Consider the following 25,992-nt stretch of genomic DNA (forward strand, 5'->3'; position numbering starts at 1 on the left):
TAACCTCTCAGGTCCGGCGCCGATCAGTCCGCGAGGACGTCGTCGTCGTTGAGACGGCGCAGTTCGCGGATGAGGAGCGCGACGCCGGTGACGATGGCGGCGGCGGAGACTACGGCGTCGACCAGCTGGAGCTTGTCCTGCTCCAGCTTGGCCTTCTTCGCCTGCTTGACGACGCTCACCGCGCCGAACAGCGTGGTGCCGATGGACAGATACGTACCGGGCTTGGACTTCTTGAAGCCCTTGGCCTTGGCAAGCTTTCCACTCACAGTGCGGGTGCCTCCTCTAGCAGCGGGTGACCCCACTTGGCGGTGAACGCGGCCTCGACCGCGGCACCGACCTTGTAGAGCCGGTCGTCGGCCATGGCAGGGGCGATGATCTGCAGGCCCACCGGCAGCCCGTCCTCGGGGGCCAGGCCGCAGGGCAGCGACATGGCCGCGTTGCCTGCCAGGTTGGTGGGGATCGTGCACAGGTCGGCGAGGTACATGGCCATCGGGTCGTCGGCCCGCTCGCCGATCGGGAAGGCGGTGGTGGGCGTGGTCGGCGAGACGATCACGTCGACCTGCTCGAAGGCCTTCTCGAAGTCGCGGGTGATCAGCGTCCGCACCTTCTGGGCGGAGCCGTAGTACGCGTCGTAGTAGCCGGAGCTGAGCGCGTACGTGCCGAGCATGATCCGGCGCTTGACCTCGGGGCCGAAGCCGGCCTCACGGGTCAGGGCGGTGACCTCCTCGGCGGACTTCGTGCCGTCGTCGCCGACCCGCAGGCCGTAGCGCATGGCGTCGAAGCGGGCCAGGTTGGAGGAGCACTCCGAGGGCGCGATGAGGTAGTACGCGGACAGCGCCAGGTCGAAGGACGGGCAGTCCAGCTCGACGATCTCGGCGCCCAGCTCCTTCATCAGCGCGACCGACTCGTCGAAGCGCTGGATGACACCGGCCTGGTAGCCCTCGCCGCGGAACTGCTTGACGACGCCGACGCGCATGCCCTCGACGCTGCCGTTGCGGGCGGCCTCGACGACCGGCGGTACGGGCGCGTCGATGGAGGTGGAGTCCAGCGGGTCATGCCCGGCGATCACCTCGTGCAGCAGCGCCGCGTCCAGGACCGTACGGGCGCAGGGCCCGCCCTGGTCCAGGGAGCTGGAGAAGGCGACCATGCCGTAGCGGGAGACGCCGCCGTAGGTGGGCTTGACGCCGACGGTGCCGGTGACGGCGGCCGGCTGGCGGATGGAGCCGCCGGTGTCGGTGCCGATGGCGAGCGGGGCCTGGAAGGAGGCGAGCGCGGCGGACGAGCCACCGCCGGAGCCGCCGGGGATCTTGGTCAGGTCCCAGGGGTTGCCGGTCGGCCCGTAGGCGCTGTTCTCGGTGGAGGACCCCATGGCGAACTCGTCCATGTTGGTCTTGCCGAGAATGACGACGTCGGCGGCCTTGAGCTTCTTCGTCAGGGTCGCGTCGTACGGCGGGATCCAGCCTTCGAGGATCTTCGAGCCGACGGTGGTGGGAATGCCCTCCGTCGTGAAGATGTCCTTGAGCGCGAGCGGGACGCCGGCCAGCGGGCCGAGCTTCTCGCCGCGGGCCTTCTTCTCGTCCACGGCGCGGGCCTGGGCGAGCGCGCCCTCGCGGTCGATGTGCAGGAAGGCGTTCACCTTCTCGTCGACGGCCTCGATCCGGGCCAGGTGGGCCTCGGTCACCTCGACGGCGGTGAGCTCGCCGGCGGCGATCTTCGCCGCGATCTCGGCGGCGGTGAGCTTGATCAGGTCTGCCATGTCGGTCACTCCTCACCCAGGATCTGCGGCACCTTGAAACGCTGCTGCTCCTGGGCCGGGGCGCCGGAGAGCGCCTGCTCGGGGGTCAGCGACGGACGGACCTCGTCCGGCCGCATGACGTTGGTCAGGGGCAGCGGGTGGGAGGTCGGCGGTACGTCTTGGTCGGCGACCTCGGAGACGCGGGCGACCGCGCCGATGATGTCGTCGAGCTGTCCGGCGAAGTGGTCGAGCTCTTCGCCCTGCAGCTCCAGACGTGCCAGCCGGGCGAGGTGAGCGACCTCCTCGCGCGTGATGCCAGGCATGCAGCGATCCTCTGGTGTTCTTGGCGGAGTGTTCCGGGTGGAATGTCCAGGCGGAGTCTTCTTGGCGAATGCTCCTGTGAACTTTTCCGGCCCAATCCTATGGCGTACGGGAGAGCTGCCGCGAAACCGTTTCGCCGGGGCGGCCGGCGAACGCCTGGGGCGGCGGCTCTCCACGATCGGCCGGAGGGGGCGTGGCCTGCTAGGGAGCCTCCTGCCCGGGCGTTTCCTCCGCCTCGGCGGCACCCTCGGCCGCGTCCGCGTCGCCCGTCCCGTCGGCCTCATCCGTCCCACCGGAGGGGTCGGGCTCGACGGATGCGTCGGACTCGTCGTCCGGCCCGGACTCATCGGGCCGGTCCTGCGCTGTGGGCACCTGCGAGGGGTCTTCGGAGCGGGGACACGGGACGGCCGGTGGCCGGGTCAGTTCAAGACCTGTCCCGAAGGGCGCTTGGCGGCCTTCTCCGCCGCCAGGGCGGCCGTCTCCGATTCGCGGTGCCAGCCGTGCTCGCCGCGGGCTCTCAGCCAGGCCGTGGTTTCGTCCGGTGGCATCGCGGCCGCCACCAGCCAGCCCTGTACGGCGTCACAGCCGAGGTCACGCAGCCGCTCCCAGGTCTCGTCGTCCTCGACGCCCTCGGCGACGACCAGGAGGCCGAGGGAGTGGGCGAGGTCGAGGGTGCAGCGGACGATCTCGGCGTCCTCGTTGTCCACGGCGAGCCGGGCCACGAAGGAGCGGTCGATCTTGAGCTCGCTGACCGGGAGGCGCCGCAGATGGACCAGCGAGGAGTAGCCGGTGCCGAAGTCGTCGAGGGACATCTTCACGCCGTGGGCGGTGAGCCCGGCGAGGGTGTCGGCGGCCCGCTGCGGGTCCTCCAGGAGGACATGCTCGGTTATCTCCAGCTGGAGGGCGCCCGGTGGGACGCGATGTCGGGCCAGCCGGGCCGCGACCGCTCCGGCGAAGCCCGGGGAGTGCACATCGCGGGGGGAGACATTGACCGCGACCGGCACCTCCAGGCCCATCGCGCGCCAGCGCGCCACCTGGGCGAGCGCCGTCTCCAGGACGTACTCCGTCAGCCGTGGCATCAGGCCGGAGGACTCGGCGATGGCGATGAATTCGTCCGGTGGCACCCTGCCGCGGTCCGGATGCACCCAGCGGACCAGGGCCTCCAGACCGGCGACATGCCCGTCGAAGCCGACCTTGGGCTGGTAGTGCAGCTCGACGTCACCGGCGTCCAGGGCGCGCCGCAGATCGCCCAACAGGCCCAGCCGGTCGGGGGTGTTGCCGTCCCGCTTGGCCTCGTAGAGCTCGACGCCGCTGCGGTCCCGCTTGGCCTGGTACATCGCCACATCGGCGCGGCGCAGCAGTCCTTCGGCGTCCAGGGCGTGGTCGGGGAAGACGGCGACCCCCGCGCTGGCTTCGAGCACGAGGGTCAGGCCGTCGAGATCCAGGGGGGATCCGAGGGCGGCGACGAGGTTGCGGGCCACCCGCTGGGAGCTGGTGAGGGAGTCGGTGGTGGGCAGCAGGACGGCGAACTCGTCGCCGCCGAGCCGGGCCGCCTCGGCGCCGCGCGGGAGGGCGTGCCGCAGCCGGTCGGCGATCTGCAGCAGCAGGCGGTCGCCCGCGAGGTGGCCGAGGGTGTCGTTGACGGAGCGGAAGCGGTCCAGGTCGATGAGGACCAGCGCCGAGCGGGTGCCGACGCGCTCGGCGTCGTCCAGCGCGGTCCAGGTGCGCTCCAGCAGCCACTGCCGGTTGGGCAGGCCGGTGAGCGGGTCGCGCAGCTGTTCCTCGGCGCGGGCGCGGGCTATCCAGAGGGTGGAGTCCAGCGCGATCAGCGGGACCGCGAACAGCGGCAGCAACAGCGGCGCGTGGACGGCGCAGACGGCGATCAGCGGGGAGATGCCGAGCAGCGCGATGCCGACGAGTGCCTGGCGGACGACGGCCGTTCGGGGGATGGCGGGCAGCCCGCCGCTGCGCGGGGCGAGGCTGACCCAGAGCAGTCCGCGGCTGACGAGGAGGTAGCCGGCGGCGGTGACGAGGACCTCGGGCAGGACGGAGAGGTTCCAGGTCTCCGGAGTCCAGGGGCGGCGGACGCTGGAGACCACGCCGAACGCGGCGAGGCCGAGCGCCGCGGCGCCGATGCCGAGGATGTCCACGGCACCGTGCACCACGGCCTGTCGCCAGCGGTGCCGGCGGGCGGCGCCTACGAGGACGACGACGGAGAGGCTGACGAGGGTGGCGGGCAGCCAGCCGTACAGCAGCAGGACGGCGAGGGAGAGCGCGGCGCCGGAGCCCGTGCCGCCCCACCAGCGGTCCCGGCCGAGGGCGACCAGGTGCCCGACGATGACGCCGGTGAGGATCGCCAGCGACCAGCCTACGGAGCCCCCGGGGAAGAGTGCGTCACCTTCGCCCAGGGTGCGTATGACACCCGTGGCGAGCGTGAGGCCCGCCACGATGACGATGGTCGCGGGCAGCGCGGGCACGACGAGCCGCCGGAGCCGCGACGCCGGAGCGGCGCTGTCGGTCGGTTTCATTCCGATCCCTCTCACAGCCGGCTGTGCCCGCGCCACGGCAGGCGCACACCTCAACAGTAGGCCGCGGAAGGCCGCTGCGGGCAGCGATCGACGACGGTTGCCCGAATGCGACCCGGCGTCCCGGATCAATCTGGTATGCGCCGATGGGGTGACACCTCACTCCTCCTCAGGCGGAGTGACAGCTACCGCTCGTGCCGCGTCAGGACCCTGCTCCAGCAGCACCGCGAAGCCATCATCGTCCAATACGGGGACCTTCAACTGCATGGCTTTGTCGTACTTCGAACCGGGGTTGTCGCCCACCACTACGAAACCGGTCTTCTTCGAAACGGATCCGGTCACCTTCGCTCCGAGGTTCTGGAGGGCCTCTTTCGCGCCATCTCTGGTGTGTGACTGAAGTGTGCCCGTTACGACGACGGTGACGCCTTCCAGCGGCCGCGGGCCCTCATCACCCGTTCGCTCCTCCTCCATTCGGACTCCGGCGGCCCGCCACTTCTCGATGATCTGCTGGTGCCAGTCCTCGGCGAACCACTGCTTCAACGAGGCGGCGATCGTGGCCCCGACACCGGCCACGGCGGCCAGCTCGGTCTCGGCCGCGTCCCTGATGCGGTCGATGGAGCGGAACTCGCGCGCCAGTGCCTCGGCCGCCACCGGGCCCACATGGCGGATCGACAGACCGGTGAGGATCCGGGCCAGCGGGCGCTGCTTGGCGGCCTGGATGTTCTCCAGCATGGCCAGGGCGTTCTTCTTCGGCTCGCCCTTCTGGTTGGCGAAGAAGGTGACGACCTTCTCCCGGCCGGTCTTCGGATCCCGCTTGGGCAGACCGGAGTCGGGGTCGAGGACGTACGACTTGATGGGCAGCAGCTGCTCGATGGAGAGGCTGAAAAGATCACCCTCGTCCTTCAGCGGCGGCTCGGCGGGCTCCAGCGGCTGGCTGAGCGCCGTGGCCGCGACATAGCCGAAGTTCTCGATGTCCAGGCTTTTGCGGCCGGCCAGGTAGAAGAGCCGCTCACGGATCTGGGCGGGGCAGGAACGGGCGTTGGGGCACCGCAGGTCGATATCGCCTTCCTTGGCGGGCTGCAGAGCCGTCCCGCACTCGGGGCACTCGGCCGGCATCACGAACTCCCGCTCGTCGCCGTCCCGCAGATCGACGACCGGACCGAGGATCTCCGGGATGACATCGCCGGCCTTGCGGATCACGACGGTGTCGCCGATCAGCACGCCCTTGGCCTTGACCACGTCCTGGTTGTGCAGGGTCGCGAACTCCACCTCGGACCCGGCCACCGTCACCGGCTCGACCACGGCATACGGCGTGACCCGTCCCGTACGGCCGACGCCGACGCGGATGTCGACCAGCTTGGTGTTGACCTCCTCCGGCGGGTACTTCCAGGCGATCGCCCAGCGCGGCGCCCGCGAGGTCGAGCCCAGCCGCCCCTGGAGGCGGATCTCGTCCAGCTTGACGACCACTCCGTCGATCTCGTGCTCGACGGCCGTACGGCGGGTTTCGGGGTCGCCGTAGTGGGTGATGAACTCCCGCACCTCCTCCAGGGAGTCGACGACCCTGTTGTGCGTGGCCGTCGGCAGGCCCCACTCCTTGAGCAGGTCGTACGCCTGCGACAGCCGGTCGATCTCCAGGCCCTCGCGGGCGCCCAGGCCGTGCACGACCATGTGCAGCGGGCGGCCGGCCGTGACCTTGGGGTCCTTCTGGCGCAGCGAACCGGCCGCGGCGTTACGGGGGTTGGCGAACGGCGGCTTGCCGTCGGCCACCAACCGCTCGTTGAGCTCCAGGAACTTCTCCATCGGGAAGTAGACCTCCCCGCGCACCTCGACCAGATCCGGGATCCTCTCGCCCTTCAGGCGGTGCGGGATCTCGGCGATCGTACGGACGTTGGGGGTGATGTCCTCGCCCGTACGCCCGTCGCCACGGGTGGCGGCGCGGGTCAGCCGGCCCTGCTCGTAGGTGAGGTTGACCGCGAGACCGTCGACCTTCAGCTCGCACAGGAAGTGATAGCCGGCGCTCTTGGGATCGCCGCCCAGCTCACCGGCGATCCGCTCGGCCCAGGCCGCCAACTCGTCGTTGTCGAAGGCGTTGTCGAGCGAGAGCATCCGCTCGCGGTGCTCGACCTCGGTGAACTCCGTGGCGTACGCCCCGGCGACCTTCTGGGTCGGCGAATCCGGGGTGCGCAGCTCCGCGTACTCGTCCTCCAGGGCCTCCAGGTCGCGCAGCAGCTTGTCGAACTCCGCGTCGCTGACGATCGGGGCGTCCTTCACGTAATACCGGAAGCGATGCTCCTCGATCTGCTCAGCGAGCTGCGCGTGCTTCTCCCGCGCCGCTGCGGGCACCTTGGATTCCGCTGCGTGCTGTTCGCCAGCCACCGTCTTGTCCTCCCGTGGTCCTTGAGTGCGGTCACTCAGGGTTGTCTGCGAGTGATCTCGCCGCCCGGACGCAGTGGGCGAGGGCGGAGCGGGCATATGCGGGCGAAGCGACCGCGAGTCCGCACGACGGAGTGATGACCACGGACTCGCTGAGAGTCCCCGGCGTCAGCCCCAGCCTGCGCCACAGCGTCCTGACACCCATGACGCTACCGGCAGGGTCTGACAATCGGCCGTCCACGCCCGGCACCACGCCCGCGAACAGCGCGGTACCGCCCTCGACCGCCTCGCCGATCGCCTCCTCCTCACGCTCGGTGAGCAGCGAGAAATCGAACGAGATGCCCGTGACACCGGCCCGCCGCAGCAGTCCGAACGGCACCTCGGGCGCGCACGAGTGGACGACCACGGGACCGCCCTCCGCCACCCCGACAAGATCACGCAGCGCGCCCTCGACGACCGCCCGGTCCACGGCCCGGTGGGTGCGGTAGCCGCTCGCGGTCTTCACCCGCCCCTGGAGCACCGCCGTCAGCGACGGCTCGTCGAGCTGTAGCACCACCCGCGCGCCCGGCACCCGCCGCCGTACCTCCGCGAGATGGCCGTGCAGCCCCTCCGCCAGGGACGCCGCGAGGTCCCGGCAGGCCCCGGGGTCACGCAGGGCCGCCTCGCCGTTGCGCGTCTCCAGTGCGGTGGCCAGCGTCCACGGGCCGACCGCGGAGACCTTCAGCGGCCCCTCGTACCCTTGCGTGAATTCCTCCAGGGCATCGAGATCCTCGCCGAGCCAGGCCCGGGCCCGCCGGGTGTCCCGGCCCGGCCGGTCGCTGATCCGCCAGCCGCTGGGCTCCACATGGCCGTAGACCTCGACGAGCATCCCGATGGTCCGCCCGATCATGTCGGCGCCGGGCCCCCGCGCCGGGAGCTCCGGCAAATACGGGAAGGTCTCCAGCGACCCGGTGACGGTCCTGGCCGCCTCCCGCGCGTCACCGCCCGGCATCGAACCGATCCCGGTCGCCGCGCCCGCGGCCCACTCGTACGTGCTGTTCTCGCTCACCCAGGAAGGGTATGCGGCGGTGGGGCGGCCGGGGCGCGCCCACCCCACCCGGCCACCCGGTCAGGCCCGCTCGCGCATGCCCGCCCAGCCGGCCACCGCCGCGACGGCCAGCGCACCCGCCGTCAGCACGAAGGCGTGCACCGCGCCCTGGTAGCCGCCGCCCGCCGCCGTCAGTACGGCGCCCATCCCGGCGATGCCGACCAGCGAGCCGATCTGGCGGTTGGCGTTGAGGGTCGCGCTGCCGATGTCGGCGTGCTCACGGCCCGCGGCCTCCATCAGGACACCGGTCATCGCCGGGGAGCTGACCCCGCTGCCGATGTTGGTGACCGCGAGGACCACCGCGATCACCCAGTACGGCAGCCCGGGCACGAGGATCAGGAACAGCAGCACGTAGCCCGCCGCGGAGAGCGCCAGTGAGCCGGCGAGCGCGGCCCGGTTGCCGATCCGCTGTCCGATCCGGGCGTAGAGCATGTTGCCGAACGGGATGACCAGGACGGCCGGCAGCATCTGGAGCCCCGCCGTCACCGGGCTCGCGCCGCGCGCCGTCTGGAGGAAGAGCCCGAGGACGAACAGCGCCCCGTAGAAAGCGAAGTTGAAGAGGAAGCCGACCGCGTTCGCCGCGGAGAACCGGCTGTCCGAGAAGAGCGCGACCGGCAGGATCGGGGTGCGGGCGGTCCGTTCGCGGACGAGGAAGCCGGCCGCCGCGACCGCCGCGACCGCGAACGCACCCAGGACGAACGGTGTGGACCAGCCCTTGTCGGGCCCTTCGATGAGCGCGTAGCTGAGCGATCCGAGGGCGAGCAGCCCCAGGACGTGGCCGCTGCCGCCGAGCGCCGAACCGCGGGCCGGGATCGCCGCGACGACCCGCCGGGTGAGCAGCAACCCCGCGATACCGATGGGGAGGTTGACCAGGAAGATGCTGCGCCAGCCGAGGGTGCCGACCAGGAGGCCGCCGATGGTCGGCGCGAGCCCGACGGACGTGGAGACGATCGCCGACCAGATACCGAGGATCTTCGCCCGGCGGGCCGGCTCCGGGAAGGCGTTCATCAGCAGCGACAGCGAGCTGGGCATGAAGAGCGCGGCGCCCACCCCCTGGACGAAGCGGGCCGCCACCAGAACGGTGCCGTCGGGTGCAACGGCGCCCAGCAGGGACGCGGCGGTGAACACGGCGAGTCCGACGAGGTAGACCCGGCGGGCGCCGAACCGCTTCGCCAGCGAGCCGGCGAGCAGCAGAAGCGACGCGAAGGCGAGGACATAGCCGTCGACGACCCAGGTGAGGCCGGACATGCTCAGGCCGAGCCGGGCCCGCAGGTCGTTCGAGGCGACATTCATGATGCCGGTGTCCAGGCTCGCCATCACGAACCCGAGGGCGAGGACGATGAGTTGGGCCCCGCCACGGGAACGGGTCCGGGTGCGGTCGTCCGTCCGGTCCTGGCCCTGGGCCGTCCGGTCCTGGTCCTGGGTCGTCCGGTCCTGGCCCTGGGCCGTACGCCCCTCGTTCGCCGTCGCGTCCGGCGCCACATTCTCAGTGATCATGGATTTAGTTAAAGCTGTAGCCATCTTCGCGAGCAATGGTTACAGCTATAACTTTACTGAACGCATACGAACGAGGCCCCGGGCAGACACCCGGGGCCTCGGCAAGGTCCTGTGAAAAGCAGCCGGCGACTGCGAGCGGCTACGCGCCCCGCCCCAGCGCCTTCAACAGATCGTCGCGCAGCGCGATCCGCTCCTCGTGCGAAAGATGGTCGAGCGGCGATGCGGTGCCCATCCGCCGCAGCAGATCGAGCCGCAACTCCCGCCCCGCCTCGGTCAGTACGAGCTGTTTGGCCCGCCCGTCCAACGGGTGCGGCTGTCGCACGACCATGCCCTGTTTCTCCAGCTTGGAGATGACATAGGTGACATTCGGCGGCTCGCAGCACAGCACCCCGGCCAGCTCTCGCGCGGTCTTCGGCTCGCCGAGCTCCTCCAGCGCCTTGGCCTGCGTCGGCGTCAGATCGAGCTCGGCGATCCGGCTGCGCTGATGGGCGTCCAGCCGGCGGCTCAGCTCGGTGACGAGCCCCCGGATCTCCCGGAACCCGCACCCCGCCGCCGCGGTCGACTTCGCTTCAGTGGTCACCCGAGCAGCGTACGTCGCCTCGGCGGGCCCCTGCGGGCTCAGCGCCCCGGCCGCACCGATACATCGTTGATCTCCGCGTCCCGCGGCAGATCGATGGCGGTGAGGATGGCCGTCGCGACCGACTCCGGGTCGATCCAGCGGGACGGGTCGTACTCCTTGCCCTCCTGCCGGTGGGTGCTCTCCTGCATCGGCGTGGCCGTACGCCCCGGGTAGACCGAGGTCACCCGGACGCCGTTGTCGTGCTCCTCCGCCCGCAGCGAGTCGGCCAGCGCCTTCAGGCCGTGCTTGCTCGCGGCGTAGGCGCTCCACTGGGCGTGCGCGTTGAGGCCGGCGCCGGAGTTGACGAAGACGATATGCCCCTTGGCGACCCGTACCAGCGGCAGCAGCAGCCGGGTCAGCTCGGCGGGCGCGACGAGATTGGCGGCGAGCTGCCGCTGCCAGGCCTTGGCCGGCAGATCGGCGACCGCGCCCAGCTCGATGACGCCCGCGATGTGCTGCAGGGAGTCGAGACGGTCCGGCAGCGGCTGCTGCCCGAAGGCCCAGGACAGCTTCTCGGGGTTGGCGAGGTCACCCACGAGCGTGCGGGCGCCGGGGAACTGCGCGGCCAGCTCCTTGGCCCGGACCGCGTTGCGGGCCAGCAGCCACAGGTCCTCCCCGCGCTCGGCGAGCCGCCGTGCGACCGCCGCTCCGATGCCCGACCCTGCGCCCGTGATCAAGTGCGTACCCATGAGGCCGATCCTAACGAGCGGGCCGGCAGGGGCCCGGCTCCACCGGGGCGCCGGACGCGGGCGACGGGCTTCGGGGCGGGCGGTGGCTCAGGCCTGCACGCCCGCCTCCTCCTCCAGATACGCCAGCGCGTCCACGCCGTCCGCCGCGAAGAAGACCAGGTCGGTCAGCGGGAGCGGCAGGAACCCCTCCGACTCCATCCGCTGGAACTGCTCCTTCAACCCGTCGTAGAAACCGGCGGTGTTCAGCAGCACCACGGGCTTGGTGTGCAGCCCGTGCTTGCGCAGCTCCAGGATCTCGGTGGCCTCGTCCAGCGTGCCCATACCGCCGACCATGATGACGATGGCGTCGGCGCGCGCCAGCATCTGCGCCTTCCGCTCGGCGAGGTCCTTGGTGACGACCATCTCATCGGCGCCCTTGCGCGCCTTGTGCGCCAGGAACTCCACGGAGACACCGATCAGCTTCCCGCCGGCCTCCTGCACCCCGTCGGCCATGACCTTCATCAGACCGGCGTCCGAGCCGCCCCAGACCAGCGCATGCCCGCCCTTGCCCATCAGCTCGGCGAACTGACGGGCGGGGGTGACATAACGGTCGTCGAGATCGGCCGCGGAGCAGAAGACGCAGATATTCATGCGATCACCTTACGAGCCGGGGCGGGGCCGGGGGCGGGGCCGTGGGCAGGGCCGTGAGCGGGGCCGTGAGCGGGGCCGTGAGCGGGGCCGTGAGCGGGGCCGTGGGCAGGGCCGTGAGCGGGGCCGTGGGCAGGGCCGTGGGCGGGGGCGGGGACGGCGTCACCGGCCCCGCTCCCGGGCTCGCCCCTCCGGCCCCGCGCCCGGATCAGATCAGCCCCTGGTCCAGCATCGCGTCCGCGACCCGCTCGAAACCGGCGATGTTGGCGCCGGCGACGTAGTCACCGGGCAGCCCGAACCGTTCGGCGGTCTCGTAGCAGGTGCGGTGGATCCCGCGCATGATCGCCGCGAGTTCGCCCTCCGTACGCTCGAAGGGCCACGCCTCGCGCGCGGAGTTCTGCCGCATCTCCAGCGCACTGGTCGCCACACCGCCCGCGTTGGCGGCCTTGCCGGGACCGAAGGCCACCCCGGCCTCCTTCAGGAGCGTCACCGCGTCCGGCGTGGTCGGCATGTTGGCGCCCTCGGAGACCGCCTTGACGCCGTTGCGGACCAGGATCCGGGCGGCGTCCGCGTCCAGCTCGTTCTGGGTTGCCGACGGCAGCGCCACATCGCATGCGACATCCCACACCCGCCCACCGGGCACGTAGGTGGCGGACACCCCGCGACGCTCGGCGTACGCGCTGATCCGGCCGCGCTCGACCTCCTTGATCTGCCGCAGCAGCGCCAGATCGATGCCCTTCTCGTCGACGACATAGCCGCCGGAGTCCGAGCAGGTCAGCACGTTGGCACCGAGCGCCTGCGCCTTCTCGATGGTGTAGATCGCGACATTTCCGGACCCGGAGACCACCACCTGCTGCCCGTCCAGCTCCTCACCGCGCTGCTTGAGCATCTCCTCGGTGAACAGCACATTGCCGTAACCGGTGGCCTCCGTACGGGCCTTGGAGCCGCCCCAGGCCAGGCCCTTGCCGGTCAGTACGCCGGCCTCCCAGCGGTTGGTGATCCGCCGGTACTGGCCGAAGAGATAGCCGATCTCCCGGCCGCCGACGCCGATGTCGCCGGCGGGTACGTCGGTGTGCTCGCCGAGATGGCGGTGCAGCTCCGTCATGAACGACTGACAGAACCGCATCACTTCGGCATCCGACTTGCCGTGCGGATCGAAATCGCTGCCGCCCTTGCCGCCGCCGATGTTCAGGCCGGTCAGGGAATTCTTGAAGATCTGCTCGAAGCCGAGGAACTTCACGATCCCCAGATTCACGGACGGGTGGAAGCGCAGACCGCCCTTGTACGGGCCGAGCGCGCTGTTGAATTCCACCCGGAAGCCGCGGTTGACGTGAATCGCCCCGGAATCGTCCTGCCAGGGAACCCGGAACATGATCTGCCGCTCCGGCTCACAGATCCGCTCCAGAATTCTCGCCTCGGCGAATTCCGGGCGGGCGGACAGTACGGGGGCGAGCGTCTCCAGTACCTCCTGAGCCGCCTGGTGGAATTCGGGCTCCCCGGGATTCCGCCGGACCAGCTCGGCGTACAGCGATGCCGGCCCGGCCCTATGAACGCCGGGCTTGACCTCAGTTTGCACAGTCGACATGACTTCCGTTCCCTTCGTCGCCGAGGAAAGGCCGCCTGCGGTCCGGACCGTGACGCGCCTTCACGAGTCCTTCAACTCCTCACGAGTCCTCGGCGTCACCCATCCTTGGCGCAGCTGCCTGTGCCCTCCCGTCGCTCCGCCGACCCTATTTGCCGACACCCCACCGGCCGGATGTGGGATGGACGACAAATCGATCCCCTATGCAGGCGCACCACCCCGCCCACTCCCCCGGACCCGCCCCTTCCGTACGCCATGTCCCCAGGTCAGCGCGCCGGCGTCGGCCACGCCCGACCTCGCACACCCACCTCCGTCTGTGCGACACCTCACAGTGGACCGCCGCGCCCTGACCCGCCGTGCCCGCTACCCCGTTCGGCCGCCTGGCGAGGGACACTGTCACTCACAGGGGCGGATTTCTGACGGTATGCGCATAATGCGGAACTCCGGGTGCCACCCTCTCCGTGGCTGTCCTGAGACGCAGGCCATCTCGCATCACAGCCCCCGGACAGGGACTCACAGCGAAGAGGAGATCTCCTCATGCTCACGCTTCGGCGCACCACCACGACCGTCTCCGCCATGGCAGCCGGTCTGCTGCTCGCCATGGCACCCGCCCTCGCCCACGCCGCCCCTCCGGCGTCCGCACACACCGCCGTCTCCCCGGCGCGGGTGGTCGCCCACTGCGGCTACTACGACGGCGATGCGACCACCGGGTTCGGCGATTTCGGCTACCGGGTCCGCGAGATCCAGTGCCTCATCAACCACTGGAGGGGAGGCACCCCGCTGGAGGTCGATGGCGACTTCGGTCCGCGCACCGAGAGCTGGGTGGCGCGCTTCCAGGACGTGAAGGGCCTCTTCGTCGACGGCGTGGTCGGCCCGCTGACCTGGGCAGCCCTGCGAGGCGCCTGAGCCGGCCGGCCCCGTACCAGCCGCCGGGCTTCAGGCGCCGGGCTTCAGCTGCACGGGCTTCAGCTGCACGGGCTTCAGCTGCACGGGCTTCAGCTGCACGGGCTTCAGCTGCCGGGCTTCAGCTGCCGGGCTTCAGCTGCCGGCGCCGACCGCCGCCGTGGCAGCGGCGGCGTCGGCAGCGGCAGGCGCGGCCGTCTCCGCTTCGCCCTCGCCCGCCCCGGCGGTGCGCTCGATCTCGGCCTTGACCATCTTCTCCATCGGGTCGGCGGAGCTTCCGCCCGCGATGAACATGGCCAGCAGGATGGCCACGATGGTCAGCACCGTGCCCAGCCAGACCATCGTGTGCACCGGCAGGGTGTACGCGCCGATGACCTTGAGCACGCACTCGGTCAGCAGCGCGGTCCCCCATATCGCCGAGAACCGCCGCTCGGCCCGCCGGAACCGCTCGGAGCCGTCCAGCAGCCGGTCCCAGGCGGTGTTGCCGGCCGCGCTCCCCTTGGTGACCCACGGCTTGAGGCCCGCGGTCATCAGCGGTCGCTTCGTCCGCACGGAGAGGAGGATCGCGATGCCGACGACGCTGCTGACGCCGCTGTCCTTGGCCAGCATCAGCCGCGGATCACCGGCCACCGTGCTCAGCGCCAGGCCCACGACGTTGACGATCAGTATCAGCAGTGCGAGGCCGTTGACGCTGCGGCTTCTGACCAGGCCCCAGACCGTACGCAGCGCCGGGACCACGCTGCTCCAGCCCAGTGCGGCCACCGTGCTCATGCCGAAGCCGTCGCTGAGGAGGTAGTACGACGCGAGCGGAATCCCGACGTCCACGATCAGCGGCATCAGGCTCTGCACCAGCGGATTGGGGCTCTTGCCGTCCGCGGCCACCTGACTCTGCTTCCGGCTTCGGCTCTCGCTCCGGCTCTCGCTCTCGCTTTTCACGGTGGGCTCCCCCAAGTTGCGCTCTGAACTGCGTCTTCCCTCGACACCTTCAGCTTCGGGCACGGCCGCGCACCGCAACAGTTTCGACTGTCCTCGCTTCCCCGTGACATTTGTCAGGTGCGGGCGACGCGCAGCGCATCACCCAGCGCTTCGGCCAGCCGCCGCGAGAGGAAGCGGAACTCGCGGTCCGGCACTTTCGGATCGGCATGCATCGCCCGCGCGTGACGCAGCAGTTCCTCGCCGATGTCGAGCTGCATCTCCTCAAGGCTGTCGGCGAGATCGGAGACCGGGCCACCCTCACCGTCCGTGATGAGGAGGCAGGGCCCGGCGTCCGGAGTGGTCCACGGGAGCAACCTCACCTGCGTCACGGAATGTTTGGTGGGGTCGGAAGGGCCGGAAGGTTCGGATCGTGGCGGTTCATTCATCATGCGGACAAGCCTCACCGCCCGCCTCTAGCCTGGCCACAGAACGGCGCCTACTGTGCGCTACCACGCCGCAACTGTGCGAGGTGTGCAATGCCCCACAACAACGAACCGCCCGTCAGCCTCAAGATCTTCGGCAAGCAGTCCCGGTTCCTCCGCGAGCAACGCGGCCTGACGCGCCGCGAACTGGCCTCGCTCATCCCGTACTCCGAGTCCTTGATCGCGATGGTCGAACGCGGCGAGCGACCGCCGAAGCCGGGGTATGTCGACGTGGTGGACGAGGCCCTCGACGCGGGCGGCGTGCTGCGTGTGCTGATCCCGGACGTAGCGGAGAAGCACCACCCGGCATGGGCCGAGGAATATGTGAAGTTGCAGGCGAAGGCGCTGGCCCTGCACTCCTACTCGACGCACTTCCTGCACGGGTTGTTACAGACGGAGGAGTATGCGCAGGCGGTGTTCGGGTGCGTGCGGCCGAGCATGGAGGACGACGAGATCGAGCGGTCCGTGCGGGCCCGCCTGGCGACGCAGATACTGCTGGCCCGCAAGCCCGCCTGCCGGATGACGTTCGTCCTGGAGGAGCCCGTACTCCTCCGGAAGATGGGCGGACAGGCCGTATGGGAAGGCCAGCTGAGGAACCTCCTCAAGCTCTCCGAGCTGCACAACCTCCAGCTCCAGGTCATGCCACTCGCCCGCGAGACCCATGCGGGTATGGATGGCCCGATGACGCTGCTGGAGACGCCGGACCACCACACGATCGGATACGTCGCGGGCCAGCAGGGAAGTTACTTCCTCACAGAGCCGGATGACATCAGCATCATGAGCCACAGGTACGGGACAATCCGCTCTCAGGCCCTCGACGCCGAGGCGTCGCGAGCCCTCATTCAGCGTCTGCTGACAGGAGAGGCATGAACACCGAACTGGCTTGGTTCAAGAGCAGCTACAGCGGCGGACAGGACGAATCCTGCGTCGAAGTTGCCGTCGCCTGGCGGAAGTCCAGCTACAGCGGGAGCGAGGGCGAAGCCTGCATCGAGATATCCGCCTGCCCCCACACCATCCACATCCGCGACTCCAAGGACACCTCGCTGCCCTCCCTCGCGGTCTCACCCGCCTCCTGGGCGTCCTTCGTCGCATTCGCGCAGGTCGCGCCGGAAGCCGTCTGAGCGGATACCGGTGGGGCGGCACCAGGTTCCGCCCCACCGACCGGCGGTGATCCGGCCGACAACCAAAAGAACCCGGGCAGAGAACCCCACCTACCTACCGCCGCCCAACTCCTCACCCCATCGGGTGACTTGGGCGCGGAAGCGTCCGGAATGCGGTTACGCTCGCCGCAGTTCCACTGCGACGGAGCACCACAACCGCACACAGAACGGCCCCCGGCGGGACGGCAATCCCGGTCCGAGGGCCTGATCACAAGGAAGCGAAACCCTTCCCGATGACTTCAGCGCATTCTAACGCGCCCTCATCCGCGCCCTCGCGCGTTTCCAGCGGCGTCATTCACATCCGTACGCGCCAGACCTCCCACTTCACCGTCCTCGCCAACCGCCTTGCGCAGCGCGCCGGTAGCGCGGTCACGGTCGGGGTCGCCGCGTACATCCTCTCCCTCCCCGATGGCGCGCCGATCACCATTCAGGCGCTCTGCGTCCACTTCGCCGAGGGCAAGACCACCATCGCCGAGGCGTTACGCGAGCTGGAGGACGAGGGCTGGCTGGAGCGCCGTATCGAGCGGGGGCCACGCGGCCGGATCATCACGCGGACCTTCGCGTACGACCTACCGGGAGCAGCCTCGGGAGCACCCCCGGTAGTGACCGAAGCACGCGGCCCCGAGCCCACCACCGAGCCGGAGAGCCCGCCAGAACCGGAGCCCGCACCTGACCCCCGGAGCCCGCACCGCAAGCCGCCGATCTCCTCGCCGCCCTCCCCCACCGCGACCGCCGGCTGCTCCTCTCCGAGCGGGAGATCACGGCGCTCGCCCCGGCGATCACGGAGTGGCTCGGACCGCGGGGCGGCCCCACAGGAGATCACCGATGCCCTGACCAGCGGCCTCCCCGAGCGCATCAACCGCCGCCCGGCCCGGCTCCTCGCCCACCGCCTGGCCGCCTTGCGCCCACCGGCCCGGACGTGCCCGCCCGGGCAGCCCGAGCGCCCGCCCGTCATCCCCCTCCAGAACTGCGACGACTGCGACCGCGCCTTCCGCGCCGGCCACCCCGGTCGCTGCCGTGACTGCCGCACCTCGGCCGAAGCACGGCCTGCCTCGGAGGTGCGGTGTGCCGCATGACGCGAACGGCGCCACGAGAGCCGCCAGGATTCCCGGCACCCGCGGGAGACGCGCGGGTAGGCTGGGGTGCCCGGCAGAGCGAGGAGACGAGTTCCGCATGAGCAGCCAACCAGTGCACAGTGACGGGCCCCTCATGCCGATGCCTGATCTGACCCTCCCTGCCCTGCGCTCGGCGGTCGCCGTTCTGGCACCCGCCAAGCTGCCGGAGCTGGTCGAGGAGATGCAAGAGGCGTTCGACCGGGCCGGCCAGGACGGCAGCACGGCACCGATCCGCATGTTCTACCGCCGCTGGGCCACCTTCGTCGCCATCGAGCGCGACCCGGCCAGAGCGGCCCGATTCCACGCGGCGGAACAGATGCTGCAGTCCAGCGACGCCGGAGACGAGAGACAGGCCGCCATTCGGGAAATCGGGGCCATCGTGCGCACCGCGCAAGGCGAGGTCGAGGCCCTGGAGGCCGGGTGAGCGAGTGGACGTGGGAGTACCACCCCGACGACTACGGTGACAGCCTGACACCGTCGGTCAAAGCCGAGGTCGAACGGATCTGTGCCGAACTCGCCGTCGTCAACTCGATGGTCTTTTTAGAAGGTGCTGCCTACCAAGGACCATCGCCCGGGCTACGCGTCGCACACGGAAGGACCCCCGGGGGCCGGTACGTGATGCTCAGCTACCTGACGGACGTGCGCGGGGAACGCATTGTCGTGGTAAGCGTCTCCTGCCTGTGAACCGGCTGGGACGGGCCACCCCGCTTACGCCCCCGCCCGCACCCGCCGCTCCGTAGTGGCGATCGTCGCCGAGCCGACCACCCTGCTGCCGTCGTACAGCACGATCGCCTGGCCGGGCGCCACGCCCCGTACCGGCTCCGCGAACGACACTCGCAGCTCGGCGCCGTCGACCAGCTCCGCTGTGACCTCGGTCTCGCCGCCGTGGGCGCGGAGCTGGGCGGTGTACGTGGCGGGGCCTGCGGTCGGGGGTCGGCCGCACCAGCGGGGGCGGATGGCGGTGAGGCCGGTGACGTCGAGGGACTCGGCGGGGCCGACGGTGACGGTGTTGTCGACCGGGGAGATGTCGAGGACGTAGCGCGGCTTGCCGTCGGGGGCCGGGTGGCCGATCCGCAGGCCCTTGCGCTGGCCGATGGTGAAGCCGTACGCGCCCTCGTGGGTGCCCAGGCGGTTGCCGGACTCGTCGACGATGTCGCCCTCGGTCGCGCCGAGCCGCTTGGCGAGGAAGCCCTGGGTGTCGCCGTCGGCGATGAAGCAGATGTCGTGGCTGTCCGGCTTCTTGGCGACGAACAGACCGCGGCGGGCCGCCTCTTCGCGGATCTCGGCCTTGGTGGTGAGGGTGTCGCCGAGCGGGAACATGGCGTGCGCGAGCTGGCGGTCGTCGAGGACGCCGAGGACGTACGACTGGTCCTTGGCCATGTCGGAGGCGCGGTGCAGCTCGCGGCTGCCGTCCTCGCGGAGCACGACCGTGGCGTAGTGGCCGGTGCAGACCGCGTCGAAGCCGAGGGCCAGGGCCTTGTCGAGGAGCGCGGCGAACTTGATCTTCTCGTTGCAGCGCAGGCAGGGGTTCGGGGTGCGCCCGGCCTCGTACTCGGCGATGAAGTCGTCGACGACGTCCTCGCGGAAGCGTTCGGCGAGGTCCCAGACGTAGAAGGGGATGCCGATGACGTCGGCGGCGCGGCGGGCGTCGTGGGAGTCCTCGATCGTGCAGCAGCCGCGGGCACCCGTACGGAACGACTTCGGGTTCTCGGAGAGCGCGAGATGCACGCCGGTCACATCATGGCCGGCCTCGGCGGCGCGGGCGGCGGCGACGGCGGAGTCGACACCGCCGGACATGGCGGCGAGTACGCGGAGGCGGCGGGGGGCGTCATCAGTCATAGCCCGTCCAGAGTAGACGGAACCGCCGACAGGTCGGAAAGCGTTATGCAGCGCATGGGGATGAGGGCTGGGGAAACGGGCGGCAGAAGCGGCACCAAGGGGGGCTCGTCCGGGGTCACACGGCGGCGGGCGCTGTGGATCGGCGGCGGGGCGGTGGCCGCCGGGGCCGCCGCGCTCGCGGGGCGGGACGAGCTGGCGCACTGGTGGTGGCGGCTGCCGGGGCATGACAAGCCGCGTACACCGGGCGCGGTCGACCATCCGGGCGCCCAGTGGGTCGAGGCGTCCCCGGAGAACTACCGGCGGGCGGACCGGCCGGCGGACTACGAGATCGACCGGGTGGTCGTCCATGTCGTCCAGGGCAGCTTCGCGACGGCGCTGGAGGTGTTCCAGGACCCGGATCATGAGGCCGCCGCCCACTACGTCGTCCGCAAGGACGGGCACATAGCCCAGATGATCCGCGAGCTGGATGTGGCGTTCCACGCCGGGAACCGCGGCTACAACGAGCGGAGCGTCGGCATCGAGCACGAGGGGTTCGTGGACCGGCCGGAGTCGTTCACGGCTGCCATGTACGCGTCGTCCGCGCGGCTGACGGCGGAGATCTGCCGGCGGTACGGCTTCCCGGCCGACCGGGAGCACATCGTGGGGCATGTGGAGGTACCGGGAACAGATCACACCGATCCCGGACCGCACTGGGACTGGGACCGGTACCTGCGGCTCGTACGGGCCGAGCTGCGCAAGCCCGTACGGCCGAAGAGGCACAAGCCCGCACGGGAGAGCTAGTCCCGCAGGGGAGGACTAGTCCCGCAGGGGAGGACTAGTCCCGCAGGGGAGAGCTAGTCCCGCAGGGGAGAGCTAGCTCAGCCCCGCGCTGCGCGCCCGTTCCACCACCGGGCCGATGGCCTGCGCCAGCGCCGCCACGTCCTCCGCGGTGGAGGTGTGCCCCAGGGAGAACCGCAGGGTGCCGCGGGCGAGGTCCGGCGACATGCCGGTGGCCAGCAGGACATGGCTGGGCTGGGCGACGCCGGCGGTGCAGGCGGAGCCCGTGGAGCAGGCGATGCCCTGGGCGTCCAGGAGGAGCAGCAGGGAGTCGCCCTCGCAGCCAGGGAAGGAGAAGTGCGCGTTGGCGGGCAGCCGGCCCGCGGGGTCCGGGTCGCCGCCGAGGACGGCGTCCGGGGCGGCGGCGCGTACCGCCTTGATCAGGTCGTCGCGCAGTGCGCCGATGTCGCGGGCGAAGTCCTCGCGGTGCGCGACGGCGTGCCGGCCGGCGGCGGCGAAGGCGGCGATGGCGGGGGTGTCGAGGGTGCCGGAGCGCACATGCCGCTCCTGGCCGCCGCCGTGCAGCACCGGAACGGGGGCGTACTCGCGGCCCAGCAGCAGCGCGCCGATGCCGTACGGTCCGCCGATCTTGTGGCCGGAGACCGTCATCGCGGCGAGTCCGGAGGCGGTGAAGTCGACCTCCAGCTGACCGACCGCCTGCACCGCGTCCGCATGCAGCGGGATCTCGAACTCCCTTGCCACCTCGGCCAGTTCATGGACCGGCTGGATGGTGCCGATCTCGTTGTTGGCCCACATGACGGTGGCGAGCGCGACATCGGCGGGGTTGCGCTCGATGGCCTCGCGCAGCGCATCGGCGTGCACCCGGCCGTAGGTGTCCACCGGCAGCCAGTCGATCTGGGCGCCTTCCTGCTCGGCGAGCCACTCCACGGCGTCGAGGACGGCGTGGTGTTCGACGGGGCTGGCGAGCACGCGGGTGCGGGCCGGATCGGCGGCCCGGCGGGACCAGTACAGGCCCTTGACCGCGAGGTTGTCGGCCTCCGTACCGCCCGCCGTGAAGACGATCTCGCTCGGGCGTGCACCGAGCGAGGCGGCGAGGGATTCCCGCGCCTCCTCGACGGTGCGCCGGGCCCGCCGGCCGTCGGCGTGCAAAGAGGACGCATTGCCGGTGACGGTCAGCTGGGCGGTCATCGCCTGCACCGCTTCCGGGAGCATCGGGGTGGTGGCGGCGTGGTCGAGGTAAACCATGGTGCGCCGATTCTACGAGGCGCTGCCAGGGCGCAGGCAGGGCGTGGTGGCGCATTCGTTCGAGACGCGGACTTCTCCACTCGACTGCACAGAAGTGTACACTTCTGTGCATGAGTGACACGCTGCCCATGACAGAGGCCAGAGCGCGCTTCGGATCGCTGGTCCGCCGGACCGCGCTCGCACGAGAGCGCATCACCATCACCGACCACGGCCAGGCCGCGGCCGTCTTGATAAACCCACAGGAGTTGGCGGATCTGGAGGACGCACTGGCGCTCTACGAGCACCGGGCGCGCCAAGCCTCCGGAACGTTCCACGGCATCCCGCACGACGAGGTACGCGCCCGACTCGGCCTGGAGCCCGAGTGAGCTACACCATCATCTGGGACGAGTCCGCCCTGGACACGGCGGCTCGCTTCCTCAAGGACGACCCGGAGGGCTTACGTCAGCTTTTCGCGTCCATCGACCTCTTGGCCGGCTCCCCTCGGCCTGCGGGCTCCATTCCGTACGGTTCCCCGGATCTACGCCGCATCCATAGCGGCAGGTACCGCGCGCTCTACGAGATCAACGACTCCACGGTGACGATCATCGTCATCCACATCGGGCGGGCAGGCTGACCGGCCGCGCGAGTACGAGCTGCCGACGCTGATCTGCTGGGGCGCCCAGGACAGCTGGATCCCGGTGGCGAAGGGCCGTGAGCTGGCCTCGCGGATTCCGGGTGCCCGGCTCCGGATCGTCGAGGGCGCGGGGCATCTTGTGCAGGAGGATGCCCCGGGCGAGCTCACGGCGGTGCTGGCGGAGTTTCTCCGGGAGGGTGAGGGGGGCCGGGGCGCTCCTACCGGGTGAGGCGGCGGCTGAGGTCGCGGACCGTGACGGCCGCGTCGGCCGCTCCGGGCGTCGGCTCCCTCAGCGCCTCGTGGGAGGTCACCGTCTCCAGGGATGACCGCAGACGTGTCAGGTCGGCGCGCGGAGGGCGGCCCGTACGTGCGAACTCGGCGACCCGACCCGCGAGTTCGGCCTCGACGGCGCCAAGGATCTCCAGGGCTTCGAGGGTGCCGCGGGGGGCGACCGGTCCGGCGGCCGGGTCGGCGCTCGGCTCGGCCGTCCTGTGGTCCGGCTGCCCGACGGCGGGCTGGAGCCTGAGCCGGTCGTGGAGGGTGCGGACGGCCGCCGTCAGATCGCGCAGGACCGTGCCGGTGCTGGCGGTGTCCGCGGTGCGCGAGACGCCGGGTCCGCGCGAACCGGCCGACGACGGGCCCGTCTTGTCCCGCAGCAAGGCTCGCACCCCGCGCGCCTCCGGGGCGTCGAACGCCTCGTAGACGGCGAGCGCCTCCCGCCAGTGCGCCCGGGCGCCCTGCTTGCGGCCCAGCGCCGTCTCCGCGTGCCCCAGCGCGACCAGCGCGTCGGCACGCCAGCGCTCGCCGCCCGGCACCAGAAGCCGCTTCGCCGCGTCCTCCGCGGCGGCCGCCGCCTCGCTCGGCCGGATCAGGGCGACCATCGCCTCGGCCATCCGGCAGCGGGTGCGGCCCGCCCAGAGGTGCTGCCGGTCCTCCTCGAAGAGCGGCAGGGCCTGGAACAGTTCCCGGAGCGCATCGGCGTGCCGGCCGGCCGACGACAGCGCCTCGGACAGCGCGTACAGACCGTGCGCCAGCCGTGGAGAGCCGCCGCCGGTCCGGCGGTGGATCCCCACGCTCCGTTCGGCGAACAGCACGGCGTCGTTGCTGCTGCCGGTCGCCGCCCAGACCCGGGCCAGCGCACCGAGCACGGCCGCCTCCCCCAACTGGTCGTTGCGGGTGCGGCAGCGCTCCCAGACAGCGGTGAGATGGCGCTCCGCCTCGTCGTGCCTGCCCTGGTGGAGGGCGATGACCGCGCGTGCGTACGGGGCGCGAAAGCCGGTCAGCGGGTCGCCGGAGCGGCCGGCGAGCCGGTCCGCCCGCCGCGCTTCGGGCTCGGCCTCGGTGAACTTGCCCATCGTGATGTACGCCTCGGCGAGCGCGACCCGCGCCCGGCCTTCCGCCCGGTCGTCGTCCGCCATCGCGGCCCGTTCGGCCACCGCCCGCGCGGCCGGTTCGTACGCCGCGGAGAGCGCCCCGGAATCCGCCGTCACCTGGGCGAGCAGCAGGAGGTCCGCGGCGCGCCGGACATGCCGCGGGCTCCGCACCGCGATCTGGCGGACCAGCGCGAGCAGTTGGGGCGTCTCGTCGGCCCAGGCGGCCAGCGCCGACGTGCTGTCCTTCATCTTGGGCAGGCCCGTCCTGGGGAGGGCGGACGACGCGACGCGGGTGAGGTCGTTCCGCCACCGCTCCCCGGGGTACCGGCGCTCATGCACCTGGCGGCCCAGGGCCAGAGAGAAGTCCAGCAGCCGGGACAGCGCCTCGTCGTGCTGTGCCTCGGGCAGCTCCTGAACGGCGGTCTCGCGGGCGAGGGCCCGGAGTTCACCGGCGTAGTGACAGCGGTCGGGGGCCGTCCTGCGGAGCACACCGGCCGCCTGCAACTCGTCCAGGGAGGAACGGGTGCGGTCCGCCGTCGTGTCGAGAAGCGCGCCGGCCGCGCCGAACGAGATCACCGCGGACGAGAGGTCCGCCTCGGGCACGGCGAGGAGCCGGAAGGCGCGCCGCGCGGGCGGGGTGAGCTGGGCGTCGAGCCACTGGAGCAGCGAGCCCCGGGGCAGCGCGTGGTGCGCCTCGGCGGCCGTCAGCCGGTCCAGCGCGAGGGCGCCGGTGAGCGAGCGGTGCTGTGGGCGGCGGCGGCCGGTGATGAGTACGGCGCCGCCCCGGGCCGCAGGTGTGCCCGTGGGGCCCGGCAGCACGGAGGTCAGCGTCTCCGCCGCGTCGGACGCACCGTCCAGCACGATCAGGACGCGGCGCTCGGCCAGCAACGTACGGCAGAGCGCGAGGCGCTCTGGTCCGCTGTCGCTCAGGTCCACGAACAGCTGCCCGTCCGGGAAGTGTTCCGCCGCCTCGTGTGCCACCCGCAGCGCGAGCGCCGTCTTGCCGACGCCGGCCGGTCCGTGAACGGCCCAGCAGGGCGGCGAGTCGCCGTCGGTGCGGGTCAGCGCCTCGACCAGCCGGGCGATCTCCTTCGTACGGCCGAAGAAGTGCTCGGGGGCGGGGGGCAGGGCTACGGGTGCCGGCTCGGGTTCGCGGTCCTGCGCCAGCGGGCGGTACACCTCGGCCCCGGCGCCGTCCGGGCTGCCGGTCCGCTGCCCCGGCACCACCCCGTCCAGCCGCTCCGGCACCACACCCCCCATCCGCTCCAGCACCGGACTCGCGAGGACGGCGAAGGCCCGCGCCGACGCATGCAGCCGCAGCTCCCCCTCCTCGTCGCCCATCAGGACGGGGAAGTCCGGCAGCCGGCCCATGTACGGCTCCAGGGACCGGCCGACGGCCTCGACGACCTCCACGGCCTGTTCGGCGCCGAGCCCGGAGAACAGCAGCTCCCGTACGCCGGGGCGGAAGTCGTATACGGGCTGGACCGGTTGGCCCGGTGGCGGGGCGCCCAGGGCGCGGTCCAGTGTCAGCGCGGCGGCCGCGTCCCGTTCCTGGTCGGTGCGCTCCAGCAGGCCGCCGAGCAGGATCTCCGCGACATGGGTGGGGCCGGCGTCGCGCATCGTGGCGGCCCGCACCAGTTGCATCAGCGGCGTGGTCAGGGGCCGGATCGCGGAGAGCCGGACGGCGAGCCGGTAGGACTCGGGTGAGAACGCTCCCCGGAAGTGGGTCAGCAACTCCTCGGCGGTGCCGTGTGGTTGGCGCGGCAGGACCGGCAGCGGCGCCTCGTCCAGCAGCGCCGTTTCGATCAGGTGCGGCACTCCGGGGCGGGTGAGCAGCCCGGCCCACTGCTCCAGCGCGGAGGCGGTCGGATGCAGGACGGGCAGCGCCAGGACGCCGTCCGCCTCCGGGTCGGGCTCGCCGCTGAGCGCATCGCAGACGAGGAGCCGCCCGACGGCGTCGAACTCGCCCGGTGCGGTGAGCAACCGGGGCCGTGCGTCCAGGGCGGTGCCCCGCCACAGCCGCCGGGGCAGCGGGTTGAGTACGGCCATCGGGCCGCAGCGGCCCCATGCGGTCAGGGCCCGGACTGCCTGCGGGGCGCGCCAACCTGGGCTCGTACCGTCGGTGAGCAGGAAGGTCACCGCCGCGCACGCGGCCGGCCGGCGCCGCGCCGGGCCGCTCGGGTCCCGGGGGTCGATCGTATGGACCTGGACGGAGCGGAAGACGGTGCTCCGGGTGAGGAGTGCGCGCAGCTCAGCGGCCAGCGGCCCCCACACCTGCATGGACGGCGAGCAGTCCACCAACAGCACGGCCGACCAGCGCCGTTCCTGGTCCGGGCGGGAGACGACGTCGAGAAAGCCGGTCTCGGCGGCGATCCGGACGGTGGCCTCGATGTCGGTGACGGTGCGCTGCGGGTGGTCCCGGGACCGGCGCAGCGGGCGCAGCGCCCGGCCCAGCTGCTGGGCGTCGGGCAGCGCGCGCCCGCCGGGGACCCGCGCGGGCCGGACACGGTCGGCG

Annotated in this window: 26 protein-coding genes and 1 pseudogene; 10 read left to right on the top strand and 17 right to left on the bottom strand. The window is 71.4% G+C overall.

Features of this window, described 5'->3' with window-relative positions; translation table 11 throughout:
• Positions 1 to 23 precede the first annotated feature (23 nt).
• From DY245_RS15785 to gdhA, 12 genes are all read right to left on the bottom strand, one after another.
• A complete protein-coding gene (locus tag DY245_RS15785; RefSeq protein ID WP_128507816.1) occupies positions 24 to 266 on the bottom strand; it encodes a hypothetical protein in 243 nt (80 codons plus the stop codon).
• Positions 263 to 1,756 (bottom strand): Asp-tRNA(Asn)/Glu-tRNA(Gln) amidotransferase subunit GatA, encoded by a 1,494-nt coding sequence (gatA, locus tag DY245_RS15790; RefSeq protein WP_128507818.1) that lies wholly within the window; start codon positions 1,754 to 1,756, stop codon positions 263 to 265. Before gatA ends, DY245_RS15785 begins: the two co-directional genes overlap by 4 nt.
• Before the next feature lie 5 nt (positions 1,757 to 1,761).
• Positions 1,762 to 2,058: an Asp-tRNA(Asn)/Glu-tRNA(Gln) amidotransferase subunit GatC gene (gene gatC / locus DY245_RS44375; RefSeq protein ID WP_181923696.1), complete on the bottom strand. Its 297-nt coding sequence runs from the start codon at positions 2,056 to 2,058 to the stop codon at positions 1,762 to 1,764.
• 199 nt (positions 2,059 to 2,257) lie between these two features.
• A complete protein-coding gene (locus DY245_RS44380; RefSeq protein WP_181923697.1) occupies positions 2,258 to 2,428 on the bottom strand; it encodes a hypothetical protein in 171 nt (56 codons plus the stop codon).
• 47 nt (positions 2,429 to 2,475) lie between these two features.
• Positions 2,476 to 4,584 (bottom strand): putative bifunctional diguanylate cyclase/phosphodiesterase, encoded by a 2,109-nt coding sequence (locus DY245_RS15795; protein WP_181923698.1) that lies wholly within the window; start codon positions 4,582 to 4,584, stop codon positions 2,476 to 2,478.
• A gap of 156 nt (positions 4,585 to 4,740) precedes the next feature.
• Positions 4,741 to 6,957: an NAD-dependent DNA ligase LigA gene (ligA, locus tag DY245_RS15800; protein WP_128507820.1), complete on the bottom strand. Its 2,217-nt coding sequence runs from the start codon at positions 6,955 to 6,957 to the stop codon at positions 4,741 to 4,743.
• A 31-nt stretch (positions 6,958 to 6,988) separates the two neighbouring features.
• Positions 6,989 to 8,002: a methionine synthase gene (locus DY245_RS15805; RefSeq protein WP_128507822.1), complete on the bottom strand. Its 1,014-nt coding sequence runs from the start codon at positions 8,000 to 8,002 to the stop codon at positions 6,989 to 6,991.
• 60 nt (positions 8,003 to 8,062) lie between these two features.
• Complete coding sequence (locus DY245_RS15810) at positions 8,063 to 9,538, bottom strand: MFS transporter (RefSeq protein ID WP_128507824.1); 1,476 nt, start codon at positions 9,536 to 9,538, stop codon at positions 8,063 to 8,065.
• Positions 9,539 to 9,677: 139 nt separating this feature from the next.
• On the bottom strand, positions 9,678 to 10,118 hold the full coding sequence (locus DY245_RS15815) for a MarR family winged helix-turn-helix transcriptional regulator (RefSeq protein ID WP_425329396.1): 441 nt from the start codon (positions 10,116 to 10,118) through the stop codon (positions 9,678 to 9,680).
• 38 nt (positions 10,119 to 10,156) lie between these two features.
• Positions 10,157 to 10,846 carry an SDR family oxidoreductase gene (locus tag DY245_RS15820; RefSeq protein ID WP_128507826.1) on the bottom strand — a complete coding sequence of 230 codons (690 nt, stop codon included), beginning with the start codon at positions 10,844 to 10,846 and terminating at the stop codon, positions 10,157 to 10,159.
• An 87-nt stretch (positions 10,847 to 10,933) separates the two neighbouring features.
• Positions 10,934 to 11,476, bottom strand: coding sequence for an LOG family protein (locus DY245_RS15825; protein ID WP_128507828.1), 543 nt, complete (start codon positions 11,474 to 11,476; stop codon positions 10,934 to 10,936).
• Positions 11,477 to 11,681: 205 nt separating this feature from the next.
• On the bottom strand, positions 11,682 to 13,058 hold the full coding sequence (gene gdhA, locus DY245_RS15830) for an NADP-specific glutamate dehydrogenase (protein WP_244943067.1): 1,377 nt from the start codon (positions 13,056 to 13,058) through the stop codon (positions 11,682 to 11,684).
• A 534-nt stretch (positions 13,059 to 13,592) separates the two neighbouring features.
• Between gdhA and DY245_RS15835 the strand changes: the two genes are divergently transcribed.
• Positions 13,593 to 13,961 carry a peptidoglycan-binding domain-containing protein gene (locus DY245_RS15835; RefSeq protein WP_128507831.1) on the top strand — a complete coding sequence of 123 codons (369 nt, stop codon included), beginning with the start codon at positions 13,593 to 13,595 and terminating at the stop codon, positions 13,959 to 13,961.
• Between the two features lie 132 nt (positions 13,962 to 14,093).
• On the opposite strand, the gene DY245_RS15840 is transcribed toward DY245_RS15835, so the two are convergent.
• Both DY245_RS15840 and DY245_RS47860 read right to left on the bottom strand, forming a co-directional pair.
• Positions 14,094 to 14,795, bottom strand: coding sequence for a VC0807 family protein (locus DY245_RS15840; protein ID WP_128507866.1), 702 nt, complete (start codon positions 14,793 to 14,795; stop codon positions 14,094 to 14,096).
• A 212-nt stretch (positions 14,796 to 15,007) separates the two neighbouring features.
• Positions 15,008 to 15,151, bottom strand: coding sequence for a hypothetical protein (locus DY245_RS47860; protein ID WP_342354195.1), 144 nt, complete (start codon positions 15,149 to 15,151; stop codon positions 15,008 to 15,010).
• Between the two features lie 258 nt (positions 15,152 to 15,409).
• Here DY245_RS47860 and DY245_RS15850 point away from each other — a divergent pair, with 258 nt between their 5' ends.
• From DY245_RS15850 to DY245_RS15870, 5 genes are all read left to right on the top strand, one after another.
• Positions 15,410 to 16,225 (top strand): helix-turn-helix domain-containing protein, encoded by an 816-nt coding sequence (locus DY245_RS15850; protein WP_181923699.1) that lies wholly within the window; start codon positions 15,410 to 15,412, stop codon positions 16,223 to 16,225.
• Positions 16,222 to 16,476 carry a DUF397 domain-containing protein gene (locus tag DY245_RS15855; protein ID WP_128507835.1) on the top strand — a complete coding sequence of 85 codons (255 nt, stop codon included), beginning with the start codon at positions 16,222 to 16,224 and terminating at the stop codon, positions 16,474 to 16,476. The genes DY245_RS15850 and DY245_RS15855 overlap by 4 nt, the downstream gene beginning before the upstream one ends.
• Before the next feature lie 272 nt (positions 16,477 to 16,748).
• Positions 16,749 to 17,591, top strand: a complete 843-nt coding sequence (locus DY245_RS15860) for a hypothetical protein (RefSeq protein ID WP_342354196.1) — start codon at positions 16,749 to 16,751, stop codon at positions 17,589 to 17,591.
• A 97-nt stretch (positions 17,592 to 17,688) separates the two neighbouring features.
• Positions 17,689 to 18,054, top strand: a complete 366-nt coding sequence (locus tag DY245_RS15865) for a hypothetical protein (protein ID WP_128507837.1) — start codon at positions 17,689 to 17,691, stop codon at positions 18,052 to 18,054.
• Entirely contained in the window at positions 18,051 to 18,314 is a 264-nt protein-coding gene (locus DY245_RS15870) for a hypothetical protein (protein ID WP_128507839.1), read from the top strand. Before DY245_RS15865 ends, DY245_RS15870 begins: the two co-directional genes overlap by 4 nt.
• A 24-nt stretch (positions 18,315 to 18,338) precedes the next feature.
• On the opposite strand, the gene mnmA is transcribed toward DY245_RS15870, so the two are convergent.
• Positions 18,339 to 19,469 (bottom strand): tRNA 2-thiouridine(34) synthase MnmA, encoded by a 1,131-nt coding sequence (mnmA, locus tag DY245_RS15875; protein WP_128507841.1) that lies wholly within the window; start codon positions 19,467 to 19,469, stop codon positions 18,339 to 18,341.
• A 60-nt stretch (positions 19,470 to 19,529) separates the two neighbouring features.
• Here mnmA and DY245_RS15880 point away from each other — a divergent pair, with 60 nt between their 5' ends.
• On the top strand, positions 19,530 to 20,249 hold the full coding sequence (locus tag DY245_RS15880; protein WP_425329397.1) for an N-acetylmuramoyl-L-alanine amidase: 720 nt from the start codon (positions 19,530 to 19,532) through the stop codon (positions 20,247 to 20,249).
• 72 nt (positions 20,250 to 20,321) lie between these two features.
• Here DY245_RS15880 and DY245_RS15885 read toward each other — a convergent pair whose 3' ends face one another.
• Positions 20,322 to 21,491, bottom strand: coding sequence for a cysteine desulfurase family protein (locus tag DY245_RS15885; RefSeq protein WP_128507845.1), 1,170 nt, complete (start codon positions 21,489 to 21,491; stop codon positions 20,322 to 20,324).
• A 110-nt stretch (positions 21,492 to 21,601) separates the two neighbouring features.
• Here DY245_RS15885 and DY245_RS15890 point away from each other — a divergent pair, with 110 nt between their 5' ends.
• The 3 genes and pseudogenes from DY245_RS15890 to DY245_RS46330 all read left to right on the top strand — a co-directional run.
• Positions 21,602 to 21,856 (top strand): type II toxin-antitoxin system Phd/YefM family antitoxin, encoded by a 255-nt coding sequence (locus tag DY245_RS15890; RefSeq protein ID WP_128507848.1) that lies wholly within the window; start codon positions 21,602 to 21,604, stop codon positions 21,854 to 21,856.
• Positions 21,853 to 22,104, top strand: coding sequence for a type II toxin-antitoxin system RelE family toxin (locus tag DY245_RS15895; RefSeq protein WP_128507850.1), 252 nt, complete (start codon positions 21,853 to 21,855; stop codon positions 22,102 to 22,104). The genes DY245_RS15890 and DY245_RS15895 overlap by 4 nt, the downstream gene beginning before the upstream one ends.
• Positions 22,105 to 22,114: 10 nt before the next feature.
• A pseudogene (locus tag DY245_RS46330) lies at positions 22,115 to 22,333 on the top strand (alpha/beta fold hydrolase); the annotation flags it as partial.
• On the opposite strand, the gene DY245_RS47525 reads toward DY245_RS46330, so the two are convergent.
• Positions 22,323 to 25,992 (bottom strand): tetratricopeptide repeat protein (locus tag DY245_RS47525; protein WP_147318343.1); only part of this gene is annotated, 3,670 nt, incomplete at its 5' end. The pseudogene DY245_RS46330 and the gene DY245_RS47525 overlap by 11 nt on opposite strands.

The sequence above is a fragment of the Streptomyces inhibens genome (assembly GCF_003389455.1).
Taxonomy (GTDB): Bacteria; Actinomycetota; Actinomycetes; order Streptomycetales; family Streptomycetaceae; genus Streptomyces; species Streptomyces inhibens.